Source organism: Oceanococcus atlanticus (assembly GCF_002088235.1).
Lineage (GTDB): Bacteria > Pseudomonadota > Gammaproteobacteria > Nevskiales > Oceanococcaceae > Oceanococcus > Oceanococcus atlanticus.
Window position 1 is genome coordinate 297,215 of sequence record NZ_AQQV01000001.1, and the last position, 18,757, is coordinate 315,971.

The 18,757-nt window shown below is 62.0% G+C and carries 17 protein-coding genes; 10 read left to right on the top strand and 7 right to left on the bottom strand.

Annotated elements, in window-relative coordinates:
* Window positions 1-3 precede the first annotated feature (3 nt).
* The gene (locus tag ATO7_RS01405) at window positions 4-1,122 is read right to left on the bottom strand and encodes an MBL fold metallo-hydrolase (RefSeq protein WP_083559123.1); all 1,119 of its coding nucleotides are present in this window, start codon (window positions 1,120-1,122) and stop codon (window positions 4-6) included.
* 114 nt (window positions 1,123-1,236) lie between these two features.
* Between ATO7_RS01405 and ATO7_RS01410 the strand changes: the two genes are divergently transcribed.
* The gene (locus ATO7_RS01410) at window positions 1,237-2,034 is read left to right on the top strand and encodes a MotA/TolQ/ExbB proton channel family protein (protein WP_083559124.1); all 798 of its coding nucleotides are present in this window, start codon (window positions 1,237-1,239) and stop codon (window positions 2,032-2,034) included.
* Window positions 2,031-2,855, top strand: coding sequence for a flagellar motor protein MotB (locus ATO7_RS01415; RefSeq protein WP_083559125.1), 825 nt, complete (start codon window positions 2,031-2,033; stop codon window positions 2,853-2,855). Before ATO7_RS01410 ends, ATO7_RS01415 begins: the two co-directional genes overlap by 4 nt.
* A gap of 6 nt (window positions 2,856-2,861) precedes the next feature.
* Here ATO7_RS01415 and ATO7_RS01420 read toward each other — a convergent pair whose 3' ends face one another.
* The 3 genes from ATO7_RS01420 to ATO7_RS01430 form a co-directional block, all read right to left on the bottom strand.
* A complete protein-coding gene (locus tag ATO7_RS01420) occupies window positions 2,862-3,707 on the bottom strand; it encodes an SDR family oxidoreductase (RefSeq protein WP_083559126.1) in 846 nt (281 codons plus the stop codon).
* A 238-nt stretch (window positions 3,708-3,945) separates the two neighbouring features.
* Window positions 3,946-5,139: an acyl-CoA dehydrogenase family protein gene (locus tag ATO7_RS01425; RefSeq protein WP_083559127.1), complete on the bottom strand. Its 1,194-nt coding sequence runs from the start codon at window positions 5,137-5,139 to the stop codon at window positions 3,946-3,948.
* 25 nt (window positions 5,140-5,164) lie between these two features.
* The gene (locus ATO7_RS01430) at window positions 5,165-6,232 is read right to left on the bottom strand and encodes an enoyl-CoA hydratase/isomerase family protein (RefSeq protein WP_146680099.1); all 1,068 of its coding nucleotides are present in this window, start codon (window positions 6,230-6,232) and stop codon (window positions 5,165-5,167) included.
* 103 nt (window positions 6,233-6,335) lie between these two features.
* On the opposite strand from ATO7_RS01430, the gene ATO7_RS01435 reads away from it, so the two are divergent.
* The 7 genes from ATO7_RS01435 (at window position 6,336) to ATO7_RS01465 (ending at window position 14,656) form a co-directional block, all read left to right on the top strand.
* Entirely contained in the window at window positions 6,336-7,115 is a 780-nt protein-coding gene (locus ATO7_RS01435) for an enoyl-CoA hydratase-related protein (protein ID WP_083559129.1), read from the top strand.
* A 76-nt stretch (window positions 7,116-7,191) separates the two neighbouring features.
* Window positions 7,192-8,988, top strand: coding sequence for an acyclic terpene utilization AtuA family protein (locus ATO7_RS01440; protein WP_083559130.1), 1,797 nt, complete (start codon window positions 7,192-7,194; stop codon window positions 8,986-8,988).
* Between the two features lie 4 nt (window positions 8,989-8,992).
* Complete coding sequence (locus ATO7_RS01445; RefSeq protein WP_083559131.1) at window positions 8,993-9,703, top strand: TetR/AcrR family transcriptional regulator; 711 nt, start codon at window positions 8,993-8,995, stop codon at window positions 9,701-9,703.
* Entirely contained in the window at window positions 9,700-11,190 is a 1,491-nt protein-coding gene (locus ATO7_RS01450) for an acetyl-CoA carboxylase biotin carboxylase subunit (protein WP_083559132.1), read from the top strand. The genes ATO7_RS01445 and ATO7_RS01450 overlap by 4 nt, the downstream gene beginning before the upstream one ends.
* Complete coding sequence (locus ATO7_RS01455) at window positions 11,190-11,720, top strand: acetyl-CoA carboxylase biotin carboxyl carrier protein subunit (protein WP_083559133.1); 531 nt, start codon at window positions 11,190-11,192, stop codon at window positions 11,718-11,720. Before ATO7_RS01450 ends, ATO7_RS01455 begins: the two co-directional genes overlap by 1 nt.
* A complete protein-coding gene (locus ATO7_RS01460; RefSeq protein ID WP_083559134.1) occupies window positions 11,717-13,324 on the top strand; it encodes an acyl-CoA carboxylase subunit beta in 1,608 nt (535 codons plus the stop codon). Before ATO7_RS01455 ends, ATO7_RS01460 begins: the two co-directional genes overlap by 4 nt.
* A 111-nt stretch (window positions 13,325-13,435) precedes the next feature.
* Entirely contained in the window at window positions 13,436-14,656 is a 1,221-nt protein-coding gene (locus ATO7_RS01465) for an MBL fold metallo-hydrolase (protein WP_083559135.1), read from the top strand.
* A 16-nt stretch (window positions 14,657-14,672) separates the two neighbouring features.
* Here the strand turns inward: ATO7_RS01465 and ATO7_RS01470 are convergent, their stop codons facing one another.
* The 3 genes from ATO7_RS01470 to ATO7_RS01480 all read right to left on the bottom strand — a co-directional run bounded on the left by ATO7_RS01470 (window position 14,673) and on the right by ATO7_RS01480 (window position 17,543).
* The gene (locus ATO7_RS01470) at window positions 14,673-16,301 is read right to left on the bottom strand and encodes a DUF1631 family protein (RefSeq protein ID WP_083559136.1); all 1,629 of its coding nucleotides are present in this window, start codon (window positions 16,299-16,301) and stop codon (window positions 14,673-14,675) included.
* A gap of 100 nt (window positions 16,302-16,401) precedes the next feature.
* Window positions 16,402-16,950 carry a DUF2058 domain-containing protein gene (locus tag ATO7_RS01475; RefSeq protein WP_083559137.1) on the bottom strand — a complete coding sequence of 183 codons (549 nt, stop codon included), beginning with the start codon at window positions 16,948-16,950 and terminating at the stop codon, window positions 16,402-16,404.
* Between the two features lie 107 nt (window positions 16,951-17,057).
* On the bottom strand, window positions 17,058-17,543 hold the full coding sequence (locus tag ATO7_RS01480; RefSeq protein WP_158522983.1) for a SixA phosphatase family protein: 486 nt from the start codon (window positions 17,541-17,543) through the stop codon (window positions 17,058-17,060).
* A gap of 64 nt (window positions 17,544-17,607) precedes the next feature.
* Here ATO7_RS01480 and ATO7_RS01485 point away from each other — a divergent pair, with 64 nt between their 5' ends.
* Window positions 17,608-18,726 carry a gluconeogenesis factor YvcK family protein gene (locus tag ATO7_RS01485; RefSeq protein ID WP_158522984.1) on the top strand — a complete coding sequence of 373 codons (1,119 nt, stop codon included), beginning with the start codon at window positions 17,608-17,610 and terminating at the stop codon, window positions 18,724-18,726.
* Window positions 18,727-18,757 lie beyond the last annotated feature (31 nt).

Genomic DNA, 18,757 nt, shown 5'->3' on the forward strand with positions numbered 1-18,757 from the left:
CCTTTAATTTTCGTTCTCGTGTTCGGGCTCATGCTCAGCGCCCGGCATTTGGCGATACCACGCCACGCCGTTGGCGTCGAGCTCACGGGAAATCATGCGCCGGCTGATCAGACAGTTGAGATGGGCCAGCGTCTCACCCACCGCAAGCATGACATGAGCACCGCGGATACTGCGCTTGAACAGCACCGAAAAGCAATCCATGGCACGGCGCGGCTCAGCCAGATGGTCGAACAGGCGCTCCAGCGCGCGTTCATGCGAGCGCAACAGCTGAGTCAGGCGCGCATGCAGGCCGTAAAAAGGCTCCTGATGCGCCGGCAGAACCAGCACATCGTTGGGTATGCGATTGCGGATACGGTGACACGATTCCAGCCATTCACCCAATGGATCTCCGCCTGGCTCGGTGGGAAAAAGACTGACATTGGAGGAGATGCGCGGAATCACCTGATCGCCAGAAATCAGAATCTTCAAGGCCGGACAATACAGGCACGCATGCTCAGGTGAATGCCCCATACCCACCACTATTTGCCAGTAACGCCCGCCGATTTCGATGGTTTGCCCGTCGCTTAAGCGACGGAACTGATCGGGCAGCTCTCCAATGGCTTGGCCAAATTCACCGAAGCGCTCACGGTAGATTGTCAGCGCGGCCTCATCAAAGCCCGCTTCGCGATAAAACTTCACCGCAGGCTCAGGTGCTGCGCGGCCGGTATCAGCAACCAGATTGCGGCACATCAGAAACTCGGTGCGCGACATCCACAACTCGCAGTCAAAGCGCTCGGTCAACCAGCCCGCCAAACCGACATGGTCAGGATGCATGTGCGTAACGATCACACGCTTGATCGGACGCCCCTGCAAGTCGCGCTGGAAAACCTGCTCCCAGACCTCACGCGAGGCCTGATCGCCAATCCCGGTATCAACCACGGTCCAGCCGTCACCATCTTCCAGCAGCCACAGATTGATACGCGCCAGCGAAAACGGCAGCGGCATGTGCAACCACCAGACACCTTCGGCCACCGGATGTACACCACCGGGCTGTGGGGCCACATCGCAGCCCCAAGGGTAGGTCAGGGCTTTCACGGTTTGCGGCGCATGGTCGAGCGCCGCGACAGGGGGATTTTGCGTCATGCCCCGACGTTAACCCGCCGGCCACAAATTTCCAAGACTCAAACGATGCACCCCTCAAGTCGCGAGCAGGCTGGCCGATACCCCTATCGCCAGCCCTCAAATCACGAATACATCATGGATCTCGCCACGCTCGTCGGACTCATCGTTGGAACCATTGTCGTTGTCGTCGCGATCCTGATTGGCGGCTCTGGCCTGGCGCCCTTCATCAACATACCCAGCATCCTGATTGTCATCGGCGGCTCATTCAGCGCGACCTTGATGCGCTTTCCGATTCGCGAGTGCTTCACCGCCATGAAAACCGGATTCGGACGGGCATTCCGCGAGCAGATGGACGACCCGATGGCGCTGATCGAGACCGCCAAGGAGCTGGCTGACGTGGCCCGCAAGAAGGGCCTGATCGCACTGGAAAATGTCAGCGTGGCCAACCCTTTGATGGCCAAAGGCGTGCAGTACTGCAGTGACGGGCGTGACGCCGAGTTCATCCGTGAAATGATGACTAAAGAGATCAACGCCTCGATAGCCCGCAACGAAATGGGCGAGAAGATCTTTCGCGCGCTCGGCGATGCCGCGCCCGCATTCGGCATGATCGGCACCCTCGTGGGCCTGGTTCAGATGCTGCTGGAGTTGTCCGATCCGACCAAGATCGGCCCGGCCATGGCCGTTGCACTGCTGACCACGCTGTACGGCGCCCTGCTCGCCAATCTGTTGTTCCTGCCCCTGGCCGACAAACTCGACACCCGAGCCCAGCAGGACCGTAACAGCAGGCAACTGATACTCGACAGCGTGCTTGGCATCAATGCCGGGGTGTCGCCGCGTGTGCTGGAGGAAACTTTGCTGGTAGGCCTGCCGCAGAACGCCCAGAAGGCTGATAACGGCAACACCGAAGACAGCATCGCCGCCGAACCGGCATGAGCGCCCCACAAGCCAAGAAACTGCCAGGCGGACTGCCGCCATGGATGGCCACATTCGCCGATTTAATGGCCTTGATGATGACCTTCTTTGTGCTCTTGTTCGCCTACTCCAAAGTCGAAGAAGAGAAGTTCAAACAGATGGCCGGCTCAATGGCTGAAGCCTTCGGCGGGGTGCAATACATCAAGAGCAACAGCGAAGATTCGGTGCCCGGCATGGAGGCCGGGGTTATGTCGCGCACCGGCTTTACGCCGCTGCAGTTTGACCCCAAATCCGGGCGCATCATTTCACAGCCCCTGCAGGGTGCACAGCAAGGTCAGGATCGCCACGACCGGGAAGCCGAGGAGCTGCTCAAGGAACTTCAGGATGCCTTGAACGAAGACATCGAAGCCGGCGCCGTAGCCCTGGAGAAAAAAGAGCACGACATCGTCATCCGTTTCCCCGAGCATGTGTCTTTCGCATCCGGCCGCGCCGATCTGGTCGACAGAGCAATTCCGCTGATCAGCCGCATCGTCGGCCTGATCAGCAGCGACAGGATGCTGATTGTTGCCGGACACACTGACGACCGCCCGGTCGCCAGTGGCATGTTCAAATCCAATTGGGGCCTGTCGGCAGCGCGCGCAGCCTCAGTCGCCGAGCAAATCCTGAGCAAACGGCATATCGACCCAAGCCGACTGGTTGTCGCAGGCTACGCCGACACCCGCCCGATCGTCGCCAATGACACCGCCGGCCATCGCGCGCGCAATCGCCGGGTCGAGATCATCGTGCGTCAGGGCACCGAAGAAAGCACCGACAGCAATCAGAACGAAGGCTTTCTGAATTGAGCGCGCTCAGGCTTGCCGGTAGTAGTCCGGCCGCCCGTTGGTCCACAGCTCACCCCACAGGTGACCGCCACCATCCACGGTGAGCACCTCACCGGTGACAAAGCTGCCCGACGGGCCGGCAAGGTAAATGCAGGCCTCGGCAATCTCCATCGCGGTACCCGGCCGGCGCATCGCGTTGGCGTTGGGAAACTCGCGCACGGCCTCTTCCGGATAAACCTCCAGACCACGGGTCGCCGTCAGCCCTGGCGCCACACAGTTGACCCGCACATTCATCGGCGCCCACTCCACCGCCACGGTGCGTGTCGCCCCGATCACCCCGGAACGCGCCGCCACTGTGTGCGCCACGCCCGGCATGCCGCGATTGGTCACCACCACCACATTCACGATGGCACCCGGCGTTTCGTGCTCACGCCAGAAACGGGCCGCCCGCTGCATCATGAACCAGGTGCCATTGAGGTTGTTGTTGATGACCGCATTCCAGCCTTTGTCGGCGAAATCGATTGCATCCTGAGGAAACTGCCCACCGGCATTGTTGACCAGAAAATCCAGCCGACCGAAGGTTTCGCCGATGCGCGCATAGAGTGCATCCACCTGCTCCGGCTCACGCACGTTGCAAGCCACAGGCAGGATCTGCGCGCCGTGCTGCTCGGCAAACTGCGCCACCGCATCAAGCTTCTCCTGAGTCCGCCCGCACACCACAACCTGGGCGCCCAGGCGCGCGAACAGCAGAGCGGTGGCCGCGCCGATGCCGCTGCCGCCTCCGGACACCAGCGCCACCTTGCCGGCAAACAGATCGGATCGGTACACCGTCGGGGTGGACCAGTACTCGGCGAGAAAATTGGTGTCTGTCATGTTTTTTCCTGAAGCATGGCCGATCAACTGTGGCTGCGCACTTTGTGATCGGCACGATTGGGAGACCAGCCGGACAAATCCACTGCGTCTCGGGGCCATCGCCCACGGACGGGCGATGGAGGTTTGCCACGACACGATGTCGTGTCAAACCGACCCGACAAAAGCGGGGGATTTTTCCGGGAACCGCGCAGCGGCTGGTCGGCAGAGCCGGTCGCAAAGCGCGCAGCCGCAGCGTCGACTATGCGCGCCCGAGCAAATCGTCGGAAATGATCATCTTGCGCACTTCCGTGGTGCCCGCACCGATTTCCAGCAGCTTGATCGAGCGGTACAGACGGTTGATTTCTGATTCCCAGATGTAGCCGTAACCACCATGAATCTGCACCGCCTCGTTGAGCACCTTGTTGAGGGTCTCCGCCACGTACATCACCCCCGCTGCGGTGATCTTGTGGATATCGCCACGCCCGCCGTCTTCCTCACCAATCACGTTCGCGGCGCGCAGCGTCTGGTAGGTGAACAGGCGCATCGATTCCACCCACACATACATGTCGGCGATCTTGGACCGAATCATCTGGAAACTGGCGATGGGCTTGCCAAACTGCTCGCGCTGGGTCGCATATTCCACCGAAAGCTGCAGCGCACGCTCGGCAATCCCCAGACAGATCGGCGAAATCATCGCCCGCTCCAGATCCAGGCCACTCATGACCACCTTGACGCCCCGGTTCTCCTCGCCCACCAGGTTCTCCGCCGGCACACGACAGTTGTCGAACACCAGTTCGGCGGTCTGACTGCCACGGAAGCCCATTTTGATGAGCTTCTGCGCCACCTTGAAGCCGGGGAAGTCTTTCTCAATCAGGAAGGCCGAGATGCCCTGTGAACGTTTCTCCGGATCGGTCTTGGCGTAGACCAGCAGCACATCGGCCACCGGACCATTGGTAATGAAAATCTTGCGCCCGTTGAGGATGTATTCGTTGCCTTCGCGGCGCGCCGTGGTGCGCATGGAACCCAGCGCATCCGAGCCTGCCCCGGGCTCGGTCAGGCCCAGCGCACCGATCTTGGTGCCATTGACCAGACCCGGCACATATTTCTGCTTCTGCGCGTCGTTGGCGTTACGCAGGATGTTGTGCAGACACAGGTTTTCATGCGCCACCCAGGACAGCGCCAGCGCGTAGTTCCAGCGCGACATGGCTTGCAGCACCAGGCCGCTGGTCATGATGTCCATACCCGCGCCGCCGAATTCGGGCGGCGCGGTCACGCCCATGAAGCCGTTCTCACCAATCTTGGGGAACGCCTCGTCCGGCCACCACTCCTCGTCGTCCATACGCTGGGCCAGCGGATACAGCTCTTTCTCCGCAAAGCGGTTGGCCTGATGAAGAATTTCAGCTTCGTCGTTGGACAGGCCGGTGAAGGCCTGCATGACGCTTTGTCCACTCATAACTCGTACTCAGTTGTCTCTTAATTCAAAGTTGCGAAGTCGGCGCGCTGCGGATTTCATCCACCAGCCCCCACTCCAGCGCCCGTTCGGCGCGAATTTTTTTGCCCGACAGCCCCCACCAGGCCAGCCTTTGCCGCCCGATGCGACGCGCGATGCTGACACAACCGCCAGCGCCGGGAATCAGCCCCATGCCCACTTCAGGCAACTGGAACCAGGCCTTGGGATCGGCACTCAGATGCCCGGCAAAAGCCGGAAACTCAATCCCCGATCCGATGCAGCCGCCGTGCACATGCACCTCGACCCGATCAGCCACATGGGCCAGAAAGCGCCCCGGCACAGCCAGCAAGCGAATCAGATGACCGCTGGCACTGTCCGGCACGCGGCCGAATTCGCTCAGATCACCACCGGTGCTGAAACAGCTGCCGCGCGCCTGCAATGAAACACGCGCAATGCTGCTGTCCGCCTCGACCAAACGCAGCACTTCGATCAGGGCATCACGCATTGCCATCGACATGGCGTTGCGATTGCCCGGCCGGTTAAGCATCAGACGCAGCATGTCGCCATCGCGCTCGGCCTGCACCGCAGGCCCGGCCTCAGCCTCAACCGGCTTCTGCTCGGGCAAGCCCGCCAGCCAGGCCGCGTATTCGGCGCCCCCCTGCAAGGTCGCATAAACCGCCGACTCCACATTCAGCGCGGGCTCGATGGGCATGTGCTCGGTCACCCGCAGCAAATCAACGAAACTGGTGGCAGCCACCGGATTGCGCTCGATCTGGCGGAGCAGACGATCAGCCGCTTCCGGCTCGTCCACCACCACATCACAGGCCGCACTGATCAGCGCCTCCTCAGTTTGTGCGCAGTGGCTGCGCGCGCTATCGCGCACACCGATCACCGGACACACCAGGGTTTTCATCCAGCGGGTGATATGCGCCGCATCGGCCAGCCCCTGGGTGCTCGCCAGATCCAGCACAAGCGCCGCGTGATCCCCCCACGGCGAGAACGCCTGTGGTGCAGAACCTGCCCGGCACCAGGCGCTGAGCGCCGCACCGTCAAGCATGTCGGCAGGCCTCAGAATGCAAAAATGAGTCTGGCTCACGTTTCATCCAATCATTCTGACACGAATCAAAACAAATATCCCATTGATCCAATTTTTTTGATACTTTGATAGAAATGAGCCTGACTCACGAATAGAGGAAACCATGTCCGAAGACGTCCTGATCGAGCGCCGCGGTGCGGTCCAGTGGATCACCATCAACCGCGAAGCACGCCGCAACGCCATGAACGCCGAGGTTATCGGCCTGATCTCCCAGGGCATCGCCGATGCCGTGGATTCCGAAGCACGCGCCATCGTCCTGACCGGCGTGGGCGACAAGGCTTTCTGTGCCGGCGCCGACCTGACCAAAGGGGTTAAGGGCTTTGCCTTCGACGTCGACTTCTCACGCCCTCGCCATTACATCGTGCAGCTGTTCAAACAGTTGCAGGACTGCCCGCTGCCGGTGATCGCGCGGGTGAATGGCGCAGCCATGGCCGGCGGCTTCGGTCTGGTCTGCGCCTGCGACATGGCAATTGCTGCCGATGACATCAAGATCGGCACGTCGGAATCCAAGATCGGGCTGACCCCGATGATGATTCTGCCCTACATGATTCGCGTGCTGCCGCCGCGCAAGCTGCAGGAAATGTGCATCACCGGTGAGGTTTTCAGCGCCGCCGAAGGCCTGGAATGGGGGTTGTTCAATTACGTGGTACCGCGCGCTCAGCTGGATGAAAAGCTCGACTGGCTGCTGGAGCACATCGTGCCGCGCTCCCCGACAGCCATTCGCCTGGGCAAACAAGCCTACTCGGCGACCCGCGACATGGACCTGCGCAGCGCCCTGGAATACGCCCAGGCCATGGTCCCGATCATGTCCTCCACCGAAGATGCAGCCGAAGGTCTGGCGGCGTTTCAGGAGAAGCGCGCACCGCAGTGGACGGGCAACTGATTTATCCAAAACCCGCGCCAAGCGGGGCTGCACTTTGGACCTGTCTCTCAGCACCACCGTCGACAGAGAAACAAACATGAGCGAAAAAACCATACGCATCGGCTGCGGCGCCGGTTTCTGGGGTGACTCCGCCGAGGGCCCCAGACAGCTGGTGGCATCAGGCGAAATCGACTATCTGGTTCTCGATTATCTGGCCGAGATCACCATGTCACTGCTGGCCAAGGCGCGCAGCAAGAAGCCCGAACTGGGCTACGCCACCGACTTCCCCATGGTTGTCGGCAAGCTCGCCCCGCACCTCAAAAAGCAGGGCATCAAAGTGGTGACCAATGCCGGCGGGGTTAATCCGCAGGCCTGCAAAGCCGCGATCGAAGCGCAGCTGGCCGAGGCCGGCATCGACCTCACCGTGGGCATCGTCACCGGCGATGACCTCAGCCCCCATCTGGATGCGCTGCGCGACACCAAAGAAATGTTCAACGGGGCCAGCTTCCCGGTCAAACCCTGGAGCGCCAACGCCTACCTCGGCGCCTTCCCCGTGGCCGCGGCACTGGATGCCGGCGCCGACATCGTGATCACCGGTCGCTGCGTCGACAGCGCCGTGGTGCTCGGCCCGCTGATTCACGAGTTCGGCTGGCAAGCCGATGACTACGACAAGCTTGCTGCCGGCAGCCTGTGCGGACACGTGCTGGAATGTGGTGCCCAGGCCACCGGTGGCATCACCACGGACTGGCAGCTGGTCGCGGATGACTGGGACAACATGGGTTTCCCGATCGCCAGTTGCGTGGCCGATGGCAGCTTCGTGCTGAGCAAACCCGCCGGCACCGGCGGGCGCATCGTGCCACACACCACCGCCGAGCAGATCGTCTATGAAATCGGCGATCCGGGCAGCTATCTGCTGCCGGACGTAACCTGCGATTTTCGTGACATCCAGCTCGAAAGCGTGGGCGAGCAGCAGGTCCGCGTCAGCGGCGCACGCGGCCGCGCACCCAGTGATCAGTACAAAGCCTCGGTGACCTATCAGGACGGCTTTCGCGCCACGGCCATGATGATGATCGGCGGCCGCGACGCCGCCACGCGCGCGGAAAAGGTCGCCGAAGCCATACTCAAACGTTGCCGCCGACTGTTCGGCGAACGCGGCCTCAGTGATTTTGATCGCAGCAGCATCGAAGTGCTGGGCACCGAGACCAACTGGGGCGCCCAGGCACGCGCCCGCGGCACCCGCGAAGTGGTGCTGAAACTGGCCGTGCAACATCAGGACAAAGCCGCGCTGGAGCTGTTCGGCCGCGAATGCATTCCGCCTGCCACGGCCATGGCCCAGAGCATCACCGGTTTTGCCGGTGGCCGCCCCGCCCCCACCCCGCTGGTGCGCCTGTTTTCCTGCCTGGTGCCCAAAACCCTGCTCAGCGTGGGCGTTGAGGTCGGCGACAAGACCATCGACTACCGTGCCCCCGCGCTCGGCGGCACGGTTGCCGCAGCGCCACCAAGCTCAGCCGCCAAGGACAGCCTCAGCGATGGCGAGATCGAGGTCCCGCTGATCAAGCTGGCCTACGGCCGCAGCGGCGACAAAGGCAACGCTGCCAACATCGGGGTCATGGCGCGACGCCCGGAATTCATTCCGGTGCTGCGCGGCCAGCTCACGGCAGATGCGGTGAAAACCTATTTCGCCCATTTCAGCGAGGGCCCGGTCGAACGCTTCGAATGGCCTGGTCTGGACGGCTTCAACTTCCTGCTGCACGAGGTCCTTGGTGGCGGCGGCATCGCCTCCCTGCGCCACGATCCGCAAGGCAAAATGCTGGCTCAGATCCTGATGGATTTCCCGCTCAAGGTGCCGCAGCGCTGGGTCAACGAAGGCCTGCTCAGTCTGGATCCCGCATAAGCGCATGAGCCAGCCCCGCCCGGACCGAGAGCAACGTCGTCGCGCCATACTGGACGCGGCGCGCGAAGCCTTTTGCGCACACGGCTACGACCAGGCTGCGGTGTCCGAAATCGCCGCCCGCGTGGGCGTGGTGGAAGGCACGGTCTATCGCTATTTCGACAGCAAGCACGACCTGCTGATGCAGGTGCTGAGCGACTGGTATCAGACCATGTTCGGCGACTATGCCGATGCCCTGGCCGGCGTCAGCGGTGCGCGCACACGCCTACGCCTGCTGATCTGGCGACATCTGCGCACCATTCACGATGCGCCCGAGTTGTGCCGCCTGATGTTTCGCGAGGCCCGCGACGATATCGGCGATGCCAATGCCGAACTGCGCAAGCTCAACCGCCGCTACACCCGCTTTTTGGTCGATGTGCTGGAGGAAGGCGTGGCCCAGGGCGAGTTTCGTGACGGCGTCGCCCCCACGCTGTTCCGCGATCTTGTCTACGGCGGCATCGAGCACTACTGCTGGCGCTATCTCACCGGCCAGGGTGAGCTTGATATCGATCAGGCGGCGGAACAGATCAGCGACATTTTCTGCCACGGCATCGCCCTGCCCGGCGATGCACTGAGCCGCGAAACCCGACGCCTGTCAGAGCTGGTGGCGCGCCTCGAACATCTGCTGCCCGACAACCCACGGGCACCTCAATCACACGCAAAGATGCAATCGTCATGAACACACAAGACTGGCCCTTTGACACCGTACTGGTGGCCAACCGCGGTGAAATCGCGGTGCGCATACTGCGCAGCATCCACGCTGCCGGACTGCGCGGCGTCGTGGTCTACCACGCCGCCGACCGTTTAAGCCCGGCTGTTGCCGCGGCTGATGTGGCGGTGGAGATCAGCGGCGAAACGCCGGTGGCGGCTTATCTGGATGGCGCCCAGATCATCCAGGCCGCCTGCGAATCCGGCGCCGGCGCGATCCATCCGGGCTATGGCTTTCTGTCGGAAAATGCCCCGTTTGCGCGTGCCGTGGCCGAAGCCGGGCTGATTTTCGTCGGCCCGACGCCGGAGCAGATCGAGCTGATGGGCGACAAGGTGCGCGCCCGCGCCTTTGTCGAAAAAGCCGGCTTTCCGGTGGCGCCCTCAGCCATCGAGGATGACGACCCGGCCACGTTTGTAGAACGGGCCCGCGAGGTGCCGTTTCCGATCCTGATCAAACCGGCCGCCGGCGGCGGCGGCAAAGGCATGCGCGTGGTCCGCGATCCGGCTGATCTGGAGGGCGAAATCGAGCGTGCCCGCAGCGAAGGCCAGCGCTACTTTGGCGACGGGCGCCTCTACGTCGAGCGCTACATCGAAAACCCGCGTCACATCGAAGTGCAGATTCTGGGCGACAGCCACGGCAATGTGGTCCATCTGTTCGAGCGTGAATGTTCGGTTCAGCGTCGCTTCCAGAAGATCATCGAGGAAACACCCTCCCCGGCGCTGACGCCTGAAATTCGCAGCAAGATCTGCGAAACCGCGGCCGGCATCGCCCGCTCGGCCGGTTACGTCAACGCCGGCACGGTGGAGTTCATCTACGGCGAGGGTGGCGAGTTCTATTTCCTGGAAACCAACACCCGCCTGCAGGTCGAGCACCCGGTCACCGAACAGATAACCGGTGTGGATCTGGCCCTGCAGCAGCTGTGCATCGCCGCAGGCGAGCCTCTGCCCTTCAGCCAGGACGACATCACCAGCCAGGGCCACAGCATCGAATTTCGCATCTACGCCGAGGACGCTGCAGCCGGTTTCACGCCGACCACCGGCCCTGTGCTGCAGTGGACGCCCGCACAGGGCGAAGGCGTGCGCATGGACAGTGGCATCGCCCAGGGCCAGGCGGTCACCGCCGCTTTCGACCCCATGCTGGCGAAGCTGATCGTGACCGGAGCCGACCGCGAGGAGGCCCGCGCCCGGGCCGACAAGGCCTTGCGCGAACTGGTGCTGCTCGGCTGCAAAACCAACACCAGCTTCCTGCGTCAGGTGCTCAATCACCCGGCCTTCGTGCGCGGCGATGTGCACACCGGTTTTCTTGACGCTCATCCGGAACTGGCCCAGGAGCCTGAACTGGACACGTTGAGCCTGAACAAATTGCTCGCCGTTGCCGCGGCCATGACCCGCCCGATGCGTGATGTTGCCGATGCCGTGCCCACCATGCACGCCGCCATGGGCGAGTGGAGAAACTGATGAGACACGGATTCAAATTCCAGGACAGCGAATACGATGTCGGCCTGTCACGCAGCGCCGATGGCTACCGCCTGCACCGCGACGGCGAGCAATGGCCCTTCACCCTGCAGCCCAGTGAAGATGGCGGCTGGATTCTGGGCAACCGCGCGGCTGGCGCACAGGTGCTTGATCACCTGTCGGTGGCCGTGGACGGCGACGATGTGCATATCCATCTGGATGGCCAGACCTACACCCTGCGTTTCGAGCATGCGCTGGAGCGTCTGGCTCAACTCAACGAAGCCGGCGCCGCGGATGCGATCCGCGCAACCATGCCCGGCAGCCTCATCTCGCTTGCCGTCGCCAGCGGCGACAGCGTCAAGAAAGGCCAGACTCTGCTGGTCATGGAATCTATGAAGATGGAAACCACCATCGTCGCACCGCGCGACGGCATCATCGCCGAAGTCCTGGTGGACGCCGGCCAGACCTTCGACAAGGACGCAGTGCTGCTGGCGCTGGAACCTCAGGACAGCGACGCGGAGGCCTCGGCATGAAACGCATCAACAGCGCCATCAACACCAATTCAGCCGAGTTCAAGGCCAACGCCGAACACAATCGCCGGCTGGCCGCCGAGTTCCGCGAAAAACAGCGCGCCGCTCGCCACGACCGCCCCCAGCGCGACATCGATCGCCTGCGCAAGCAGAACAAACTGACCGTACGCGAGCGCATCGAGCGCCTGCTCGATCCGGGCACGCCGTTCATGGAACTGTCCTCGCTGGCAGCCAACGAGATGTATGACGGCAGCGTTCCCGGGGCCGGTTGCGTGACCGGCATCGGTATCGTGTCCGGGCGCGAAGTGGTGATCAACGCCGGCGACCCCAGCGTCAAAGGCGGGGCCTGGTATCCGATCACGATCAAGAAAACCGTGCGCGCGCTGGACATCGCCATCGAAAACCGTTTGCCGGTTGTTCATCTGTGCGACTCCGCAGGCGGCTTTCTGCCCGAACAGGCCGAGTTGTTTGCCGACAAGTACTACGCCGGACGCATCTTCCGCAATCAATGCACGCTGTCGAAAATGGGTGTGCAGCAGGTCTCGGTGGTGCTTGGCCATTGCACCGCCGGCGGGGCCTATGTGCCGGGGCTTTCGGATTACAACGTCATCGTGCGCGGCACCGGAGCCATCTTTCTGGCCGGCCCGCCGCTGGTCAAGGCAGCCACCGGCGAGGAAGTCAGTGTCGATGAACTGGGCGGCTGCGACATGCACACCTCGGTGTCCGGCACCGCCGACTATCCGGCCTCCAGCGAAGACGAGGCCATCGCCATCGCACGCGACATCGTGGCTCAGTTCAAAACCCCGGACAAAACCCGCATCGAATGGCAGGAACCGGAAGCGCCCTACTACGACCCCAACGAGCTGTACGGCATCATCCCGCGTGACATCAAACAGCAGTTCGATATCCGCGAAGTCATCGCACGCATCGTCGACGGCTCACGCTTTCATGAGTACCAGCCCAAATACGGCACCACCTTGGTGTGTGGTTACGCCCATCTGTGGGGCTACAAGGTCGGCATCATCGGCAACAACGGCGTTCTGTTCAATGACTCGGCGCTCAAGGGCGCGCACTTCATTGAGCTGTGCAATCAGAACAAGGTGCCGATCATTTTCCTGCAGAACATCACCGGTTACATGGTGGGACGCGAATACGAACGTGCCGGCATCACCAAGGATGGCGCCAAGATGATCATGGCGGTAACCGGCTGCGAAGTGCCCAAGTTCACCGTCATGTGCCATGGCTCTTTCGGTGCCGGCAACTACGGCATGTCCGGGCGGGCGTTTGACTCACGCATGTTGTACGCCTGGCCGCAGCACCAGATTTCGGTGATGGGCGCCGAGCAGGCGGCCAACACCCTGGCCGAGGTCAAGGTGCGCCAGCTGGCGCGCGCCGGCGAAACCCTGACACCCGAGCAGATCGAGGAGATTCGTCAGCCGGTGCTGGCCGAGTTCAAACGCAAGTCCTCAGCTTACTGGTCGACCTCGGAAATCTGGGATGACGGCATCCTTGATCCGGTCGATACCCGCAACGCGCTGGGCATGTCGATTTCGGCCGCACTCAACGCCCCGATCCGCGACCCCAGTTACGGCGTTTTCCGCATGTAAGCCTGCGTCAGCGTGATGCGTTATGCTCGCATCCCAAACAGAACAAGGCGCCACAACGCAAGCCGGGCACAGACCCTGCAGGATTGATGGCACCGCATCAGGAGACCTTGCATGACCTTGCCCCTGCGGTTCGCCGCCGCGCTCGCCTGCGCCACACTCGCCTTAAGCGCCTGTGATGGCGGCCGCAACAACCAGCAACTGACGCCGCGTGATGGCGCCGCTGCGCGCTACACACCAAGCGGGCAACGCGTTCCGCTGCAAGACTGGCAGCCGATTCCGCGCCGCGCGGTCAGCCCCGAAACCCAGCTGGCCCGCGACACCATCCTCGGCCCCAATGCGATCGAGGACGGCAAGGTCAAACTGTGGTGGTTCGGCGTGTCCAGCTTCGTAATCAGCGGCGGGGGCCATCTGTGGTTGATGGATGCCTGGGAGCCCATCGGCCTGCAGGCCGACTATGTCCCGGTGGGACGCGAAGAAATCGCCGCCATCCAGCCGGAAGCTATCTTCATCGGGCATGGACATTTTGACCATGCCGCTGACGCCGGCTATATCGCCGGACGCAGTGGCGCTGTGGTGGTCGGTTCGGAGGAAATCTGCACCTCGGTGCAAGCTGATGCAGCCCAAGACGACCTGCAGAACGCCTTTGATTGTCTTATCACTGGCACCGCCACCCTGCCCGCGCCAGGCACCACGCAAACGGTTGAGCTGTGGAACGACATGGCTGCTGTTTCAATACTCCAGCACATTCACAGCGCTGCCTCGCCACAGACCTATGAATTGGGCGACACCCCGTTCATCCATGTGCCCAATCTGTTGCCTTACCTGGGCTATCTGAACAGCAGCCCGGAAGAGTGGCTGCGTTTTCTGAGCACTTTGACGCTGGAACAAGGTGGCACCTGGGCATACCACTTCAAGCTTGGTGATTTCACCTTGCTGTGGCACGACTCCACCGGTCCGATTGTGGCCTCCGACCCCGATGGCGCTGCGGTGCAGGCCGCACTGGACAGCTTCCCCGGCTGTGTCGATGTTCAGCTGGGCGCCATCGTCGGTTTCGACCAACCCATCTCTGGCCTGCGCGATCCCCGACTGTACGTAGAACACGCCCACCCACGGGTGTTTCTGCCCAACCATCACGACGCTTGGGCACCGGTGGTTGGCGGCGGCGCCGCCGCCTACAAATCGGAATGGCAGCGCGAGATGGACAGCCTTGAAAACCCGCCACTGGTTGATTACCTGACCGACCCGGTGGACTACATGGCGCCAAGGGTTTATGACATCAAAGATCCGATCTGGGCTGAGCCGATGCCCGGCTCACGCTGCGCTGGCGAATAAATACGGGGCGCCCTGCTCAGGGCGTTTTACGCGCCGCTTCCAGCATCTTCAGGATGTTGCCGCGCTGCTCCGCTGGCAACCCTCCCTTGACCAGGTCATCAATCATGGTGCGGATCAGGTCGACCCATTCCTGCGAGGGTTTGGCCACCGGATCACGCGCTTCAAGCAGATCAATCAGCTGATCCGTCTTGTCGATGCCATCCTGCCAAACTGGATTGCTGGCACCATATTTAAGTAAGCGCTGGGTCAGTAGCGCGCTCCAGGCCTTTTCGAGAAAACGCTTGGCTGGCGCTGGCACATCGCGCGCAAAGGTGCTGCGTTCCATTTCATCAGCTACCACGCGACGCGCCTCGCTGATGACAAACTCCCGACGCTGGGCCGCCTGCTTGCGTTGCAGGGCGTAAAAGCGCTCGATCTGCTCATCTTTGAGCGGCTCGGCCTTGGCCATGGATTCACGCACAAAGTCTGGCGACAGGTCGAACATTTCCAGCACCCGGGCCAGGGATTCCTGCATTTCCTGCGCTTCGGCTGCGTTAACCAGACGATGCCGCGCCGCCTTGGTCATGTGTTCGTCAATCAAGTTGGCCAACGGATGCGACGCATCGGTAAACACCGAGTTGTCGGCAATCGCGGACTTGACCAGCGGCATACGCAGCGGTTCGTGATGCGCATCCATATCCCGCGACAACAAGGGGTCGGCTTTGACCTCATTGAGGAAGTGCCCCGCCAGGCTGGTGCGCTGCACCGAGATCAAGCCGCTCTCGTAAGAAATCCCCGGCAGCGGGCGCTTGTCCATCAAGGCCAGCAGATCCGCCGCAAGCAAACCATCGGTGTAGCCCTCGCCATCACTCTGCAGCGCAAGCCGTGTCAACATCGCAGTGGTCTTGCCATCCACATCCGAGATTTCGCCAGGCGGTTGCATCCAGTTTTTGGCCACCGCTTTGGCCGAACCGGCATCCTCTGATTCTTCGATCTGTGACAGATCAAAGGTCGATTCAACAACCAGCTGAGCGGCCTCAGAGCCAACTTTGCGGAACAGCTCGAGCATGCGTTCATACAAGCGATCAAGATTGCCGATCACATGCGTCTCAAAACTGCTATAGAGCACCTTGCGATTGGGCTTGGGCCAATCCAGTTGATCCGCCGACTGCTCAAGCGCTTGATGCAACCCGGTCGGCGCTACCGCTTTGTTGTCGATGGCAAGGGACATGATCAGACGCACACGATTGAAGCGGGCGTCGATCTCGGCAATCTTCTTGAAATAGCGGGTTTCGGCGATCAGCAATGCTTTGGCGACAGCGATGAGATTGGCATTGGCGCCGCCGTTCTCTTCAGACTGCTTGCGCCGACCGGCCGTATCCTCAGCCATGAACAGGCGACTCTCGACCTGGCTCAACAAGGTGTCACACCACACGCCAGCATTTTGTTTCAGCGTGCGTGCCAGATCTACGTTCTTACGGGCCTCAGCAGGGTTATGCCCTGCACTGGCCGGCTTGAGCAGAAGATCAGCCGTCTTATCGATGTAGCCGGCCAGCAACGGGCGCAGTTCGTCACGCAAAATCTGACGCAACTGTCCACGCGCACGATCAGCCAGCGCGCTGAGGTCCTCCCGACCCTGCAGGCCTGCCACGGTATGACTTGCCATGATCCCTACCCCGTTCAACCGGATACTGTTGTTATCGGTTTATCCCCTGAACGCTAAAGACTACGCCTGCGAGGGAAGAACTTGCAATGGACACAGGCGCTTACCACATTAAATCGTCCGGGACCTGGAAGTCGGCATAGGGGTCATCCTGACCGCTCGGCTCATCTTTGTTGTCCTCAGGCACCCAGGTGCGCTGCGGGATCTTCTCGTGCAACTGACGCGCAATGGAAACCGGCAAAAGATGGTACTTGCCATCGAACTGCACCAGACCCAATTTGCCCTCGGCAAGCTGAGCACGTTGTGATGCGCCCACATACAAGTGCTGAACGGCGCCAGCCAGAGTGAAGTGGAAGGCCGGATCATCATCCCCGGGCTTTCCTTTGGCGACAGCATGTGAGCCCAGCATCTGGCGCACCCAGTCGGCCTGCTCGCGCGCTTTTCGCTGCACTTCTCGCTGCGCATTGAGTTCGCGGTCACGCTCGCGTTTGTGCGCATCCAGCGCGCTCAGCTCGGCATCGCGCTGAGTTTTCTCCTGGCGCTTGGCCTGATGTGCTTGCTTACCCCGTGGCTTGCGCTTGCGCGTTTCATGCGCCTGCTTCTTAGTCACCAGACCGGCCTTGATCAACTGATCACGCAGCGAATTGGACATGACTTAGGAAGAACCTGTGAATGGCCGACAATTCTAACGCCGCACTCGTCGCGGTGGGGATCGTGCGCTTGCGGCAGCAACGCGCACACCGCAGTACCACCCAGACTCTAGCGGTAGTCCGGTGGATCCAGACGGCGGACCAAACGGGCTTTCTGCGGCGCAAGATCCGACCAGCCCGCATCGAACGTCATTTCCAGCAGAGTCCCCGGCGCAAATCCCGGTGTATTCAAAGGCCGTAAAAGTGATGCCGCGAGCCAGGAAATTCCGGGGTTGTGGGCCACCACCATGGCGCTTTCGCAATCCTGTGGCAGAGCACGCAGAAGTTGCAGGATGTCACCTGCGTCGGCGTTGTACAGCGCATCCACAGTTCGATGCGACTTAAGCCCGAAAAGCGCTGCTGTCTGCTGAGTCCGCATCGCCGACGACACCAGGGCCACCTGCACGGCAAATCCTTGCTCCGTCGCGCGCCCCGCCAACCGGCGAATATCCGATTGCCCGCGCGCTGTGAGCGGTCGTTGATGATCCGCCTTCCAATCCCGGCCTTCAGGTGAAGCCGCCTCTCCGTGGCGCAACAAATACAAGCGCGCAGCCATAGGTAATCTCCTAATTCGTGCACAATATTTGCCGATCTGGCGGCAAGGAATGTCCTCGACGGACATGTCAAAAACGAGCGATAACTTGGAGGATGCCCGCATCGTGCTGTTCAGCGGCGGCACAGCGATGAATCCCACCGCGCGCCGGCTCAAGCAGTATACGACTGGGACATTGCATTTGCTGCCACCTTTTGATTCCGGCGGCAGCAGTGCAGAACTTCGCAAACACTGGCCCATTGCGGCTGTTGGCGATCTGCGTAGCCGCCTGCTTGCACTGGCCGACGAAACCCGGCCCTGCGCGGCGGCACGTGCGGCACTGCTGGCCAGACGCCTGCCGGAGGTGCTGGCCGAAGACATAGCGGCAGACGCTGTGTTGAGCGCCTGGCTGGACGAAGCCAGCACGCTTGGCGACGACGACAACTGGAGCTGGCTGTGCGCTCAGCTTGCAAGCCTGATCGCGACGCTGCCGGGATCATTCGAGCGGGCCGGGGCAAGCTTCGGCAATCTGATGCTTGCCGCGGCCATGGTGCGTGGTGGCGAGACCCTGCCGGGTGCCAGTGACCGGCTCGCCCAGGCCCTGCAGGCCCGTGGCCAGGCTCATGCCGTGGTCGATACCAACCTGCATCTGGGCGCCCGCCTGGCCGATGGTCGCATCCTCATCGGTCAGCATCAGCTGACCGGCAAGGAACACGCGCCGGTCTCAAGCCGCATCGTCGACACCTGGCTCAATCAGGGGCTCGATCACAAGCAAGCGGGACACTGTACGATCAGCGAAAGCCTGGCCAGCGCGATTCGCGGCGCCGCGCTGATCGTCTACGGCCCGGGCAGCTTTCACAGCAGCCTGATGGCCCAACTGCTGCCGCAGGGTGTGTGTACAGCCATTGCACAAAGCCGAGCACGCAAGGTCTACGTGCCCAATCTAGGCCACGATCCGGAACTTTTCGATTGCCCGCCGGCGCAAGCGCTCGAGTCGTTGCTCACGCGCCTGCGTCACAATCAGCCTGACGCGGCCGATGTGCTCGACACGCTGCTCATCGATCCCAGCCAGCGCCCTCATTTTGCCGCGGCGGAGGGTTGCGTGAGCACGCCACTGGCCACGCCCAACGGTCGTGCCCATGACCCAGACGCCCTGGCCCGCGCGCTGCTGAACTTGCTGCCGAGCGAGCGCACTTCTCGCCTATAAGGACGAAGCCCGCAGGCGCAGCGCAGGACAG

What these genes read in the sequence shown, in the direction of transcription:
- ATO7_RS01405 (WP_083559123.1), bottom strand. Translation starts at nt 1,122, where the DNA reads ATGACGCAAAATCCCCCTGTCGCGGCGCTCGACCATGCGCCGCAAACC.
- ATO7_RS01410 (WP_083559124.1), top strand. Translation starts at nt 1,237, where the DNA reads ATGGATCTCGCCACGCTCGTCGGACTCATCGTTGGAACCATTGTCGTT.
- ATO7_RS01415 (WP_083559125.1), top strand. Translation starts at nt 2,031, where the DNA reads ATGAGCGCCCCACAAGCCAAGAAACTGCCAGGCGGACTGCCGCCATGG.
- ATO7_RS01420 (WP_083559126.1), bottom strand. Translation starts at nt 3,707, where the DNA reads ATGACAGACACCAATTTTCTCGCCGAGTACTGGTCCACCCCGACGGTG.
- ATO7_RS01425 (WP_083559127.1), bottom strand. Translation starts at nt 5,139, where the DNA reads ATGAGTGGACAAAGCGTCATGCAGGCCTTCACCGGCCTGTCCAACGAC.
- ATO7_RS01435 (WP_083559129.1), top strand. Translation starts at nt 6,336, where the DNA reads ATGTCCGAAGACGTCCTGATCGAGCGCCGCGGTGCGGTCCAGTGGATC.
- ATO7_RS01440 (WP_083559130.1), top strand. Translation starts at nt 7,192, where the DNA reads ATGAGCGAAAAAACCATACGCATCGGCTGCGGCGCCGGTTTCTGGGGT.
- ATO7_RS01445 (WP_083559131.1), top strand. Translation starts at nt 8,993, where the DNA reads ATGAGCCAGCCCCGCCCGGACCGAGAGCAACGTCGTCGCGCCATACTG.
- ATO7_RS01450 (WP_083559132.1), top strand. Translation starts at nt 9,700, where the DNA reads ATGAACACACAAGACTGGCCCTTTGACACCGTACTGGTGGCCAACCGC.
- ATO7_RS01455 (WP_083559133.1), top strand. Translation starts at nt 11,190, where the DNA reads ATGAGACACGGATTCAAATTCCAGGACAGCGAATACGATGTCGGCCTG.
- ATO7_RS01460 (WP_083559134.1), top strand. Translation starts at nt 11,717, where the DNA reads ATGAAACGCATCAACAGCGCCATCAACACCAATTCAGCCGAGTTCAAG.
- ATO7_RS01465 (WP_083559135.1), top strand. Translation starts at nt 13,436, where the DNA reads ATGACCTTGCCCCTGCGGTTCGCCGCCGCGCTCGCCTGCGCCACACTC.
- ATO7_RS01470 (WP_083559136.1), bottom strand. Translation starts at nt 16,301, where the DNA reads ATGGCAAGTCATACCGTGGCAGGCCTGCAGGGTCGGGAGGACCTCAGC.
- ATO7_RS01475 (WP_083559137.1), bottom strand. Translation starts at nt 16,950, where the DNA reads ATGTCCAATTCGCTGCGTGATCAGTTGATCAAGGCCGGTCTGGTGACT.
- ATO7_RS01480 (WP_158522983.1), bottom strand. Translation starts at nt 17,543, where the DNA reads ATGGCTGCGCGCTTGTATTTGTTGCGCCACGGAGAGGCGGCTTCACCT.
- ATO7_RS01485 (WP_158522984.1), top strand. Translation starts at nt 17,608, where the DNA reads ATGTCAAAAACGAGCGATAACTTGGAGGATGCCCGCATCGTGCTGTTC.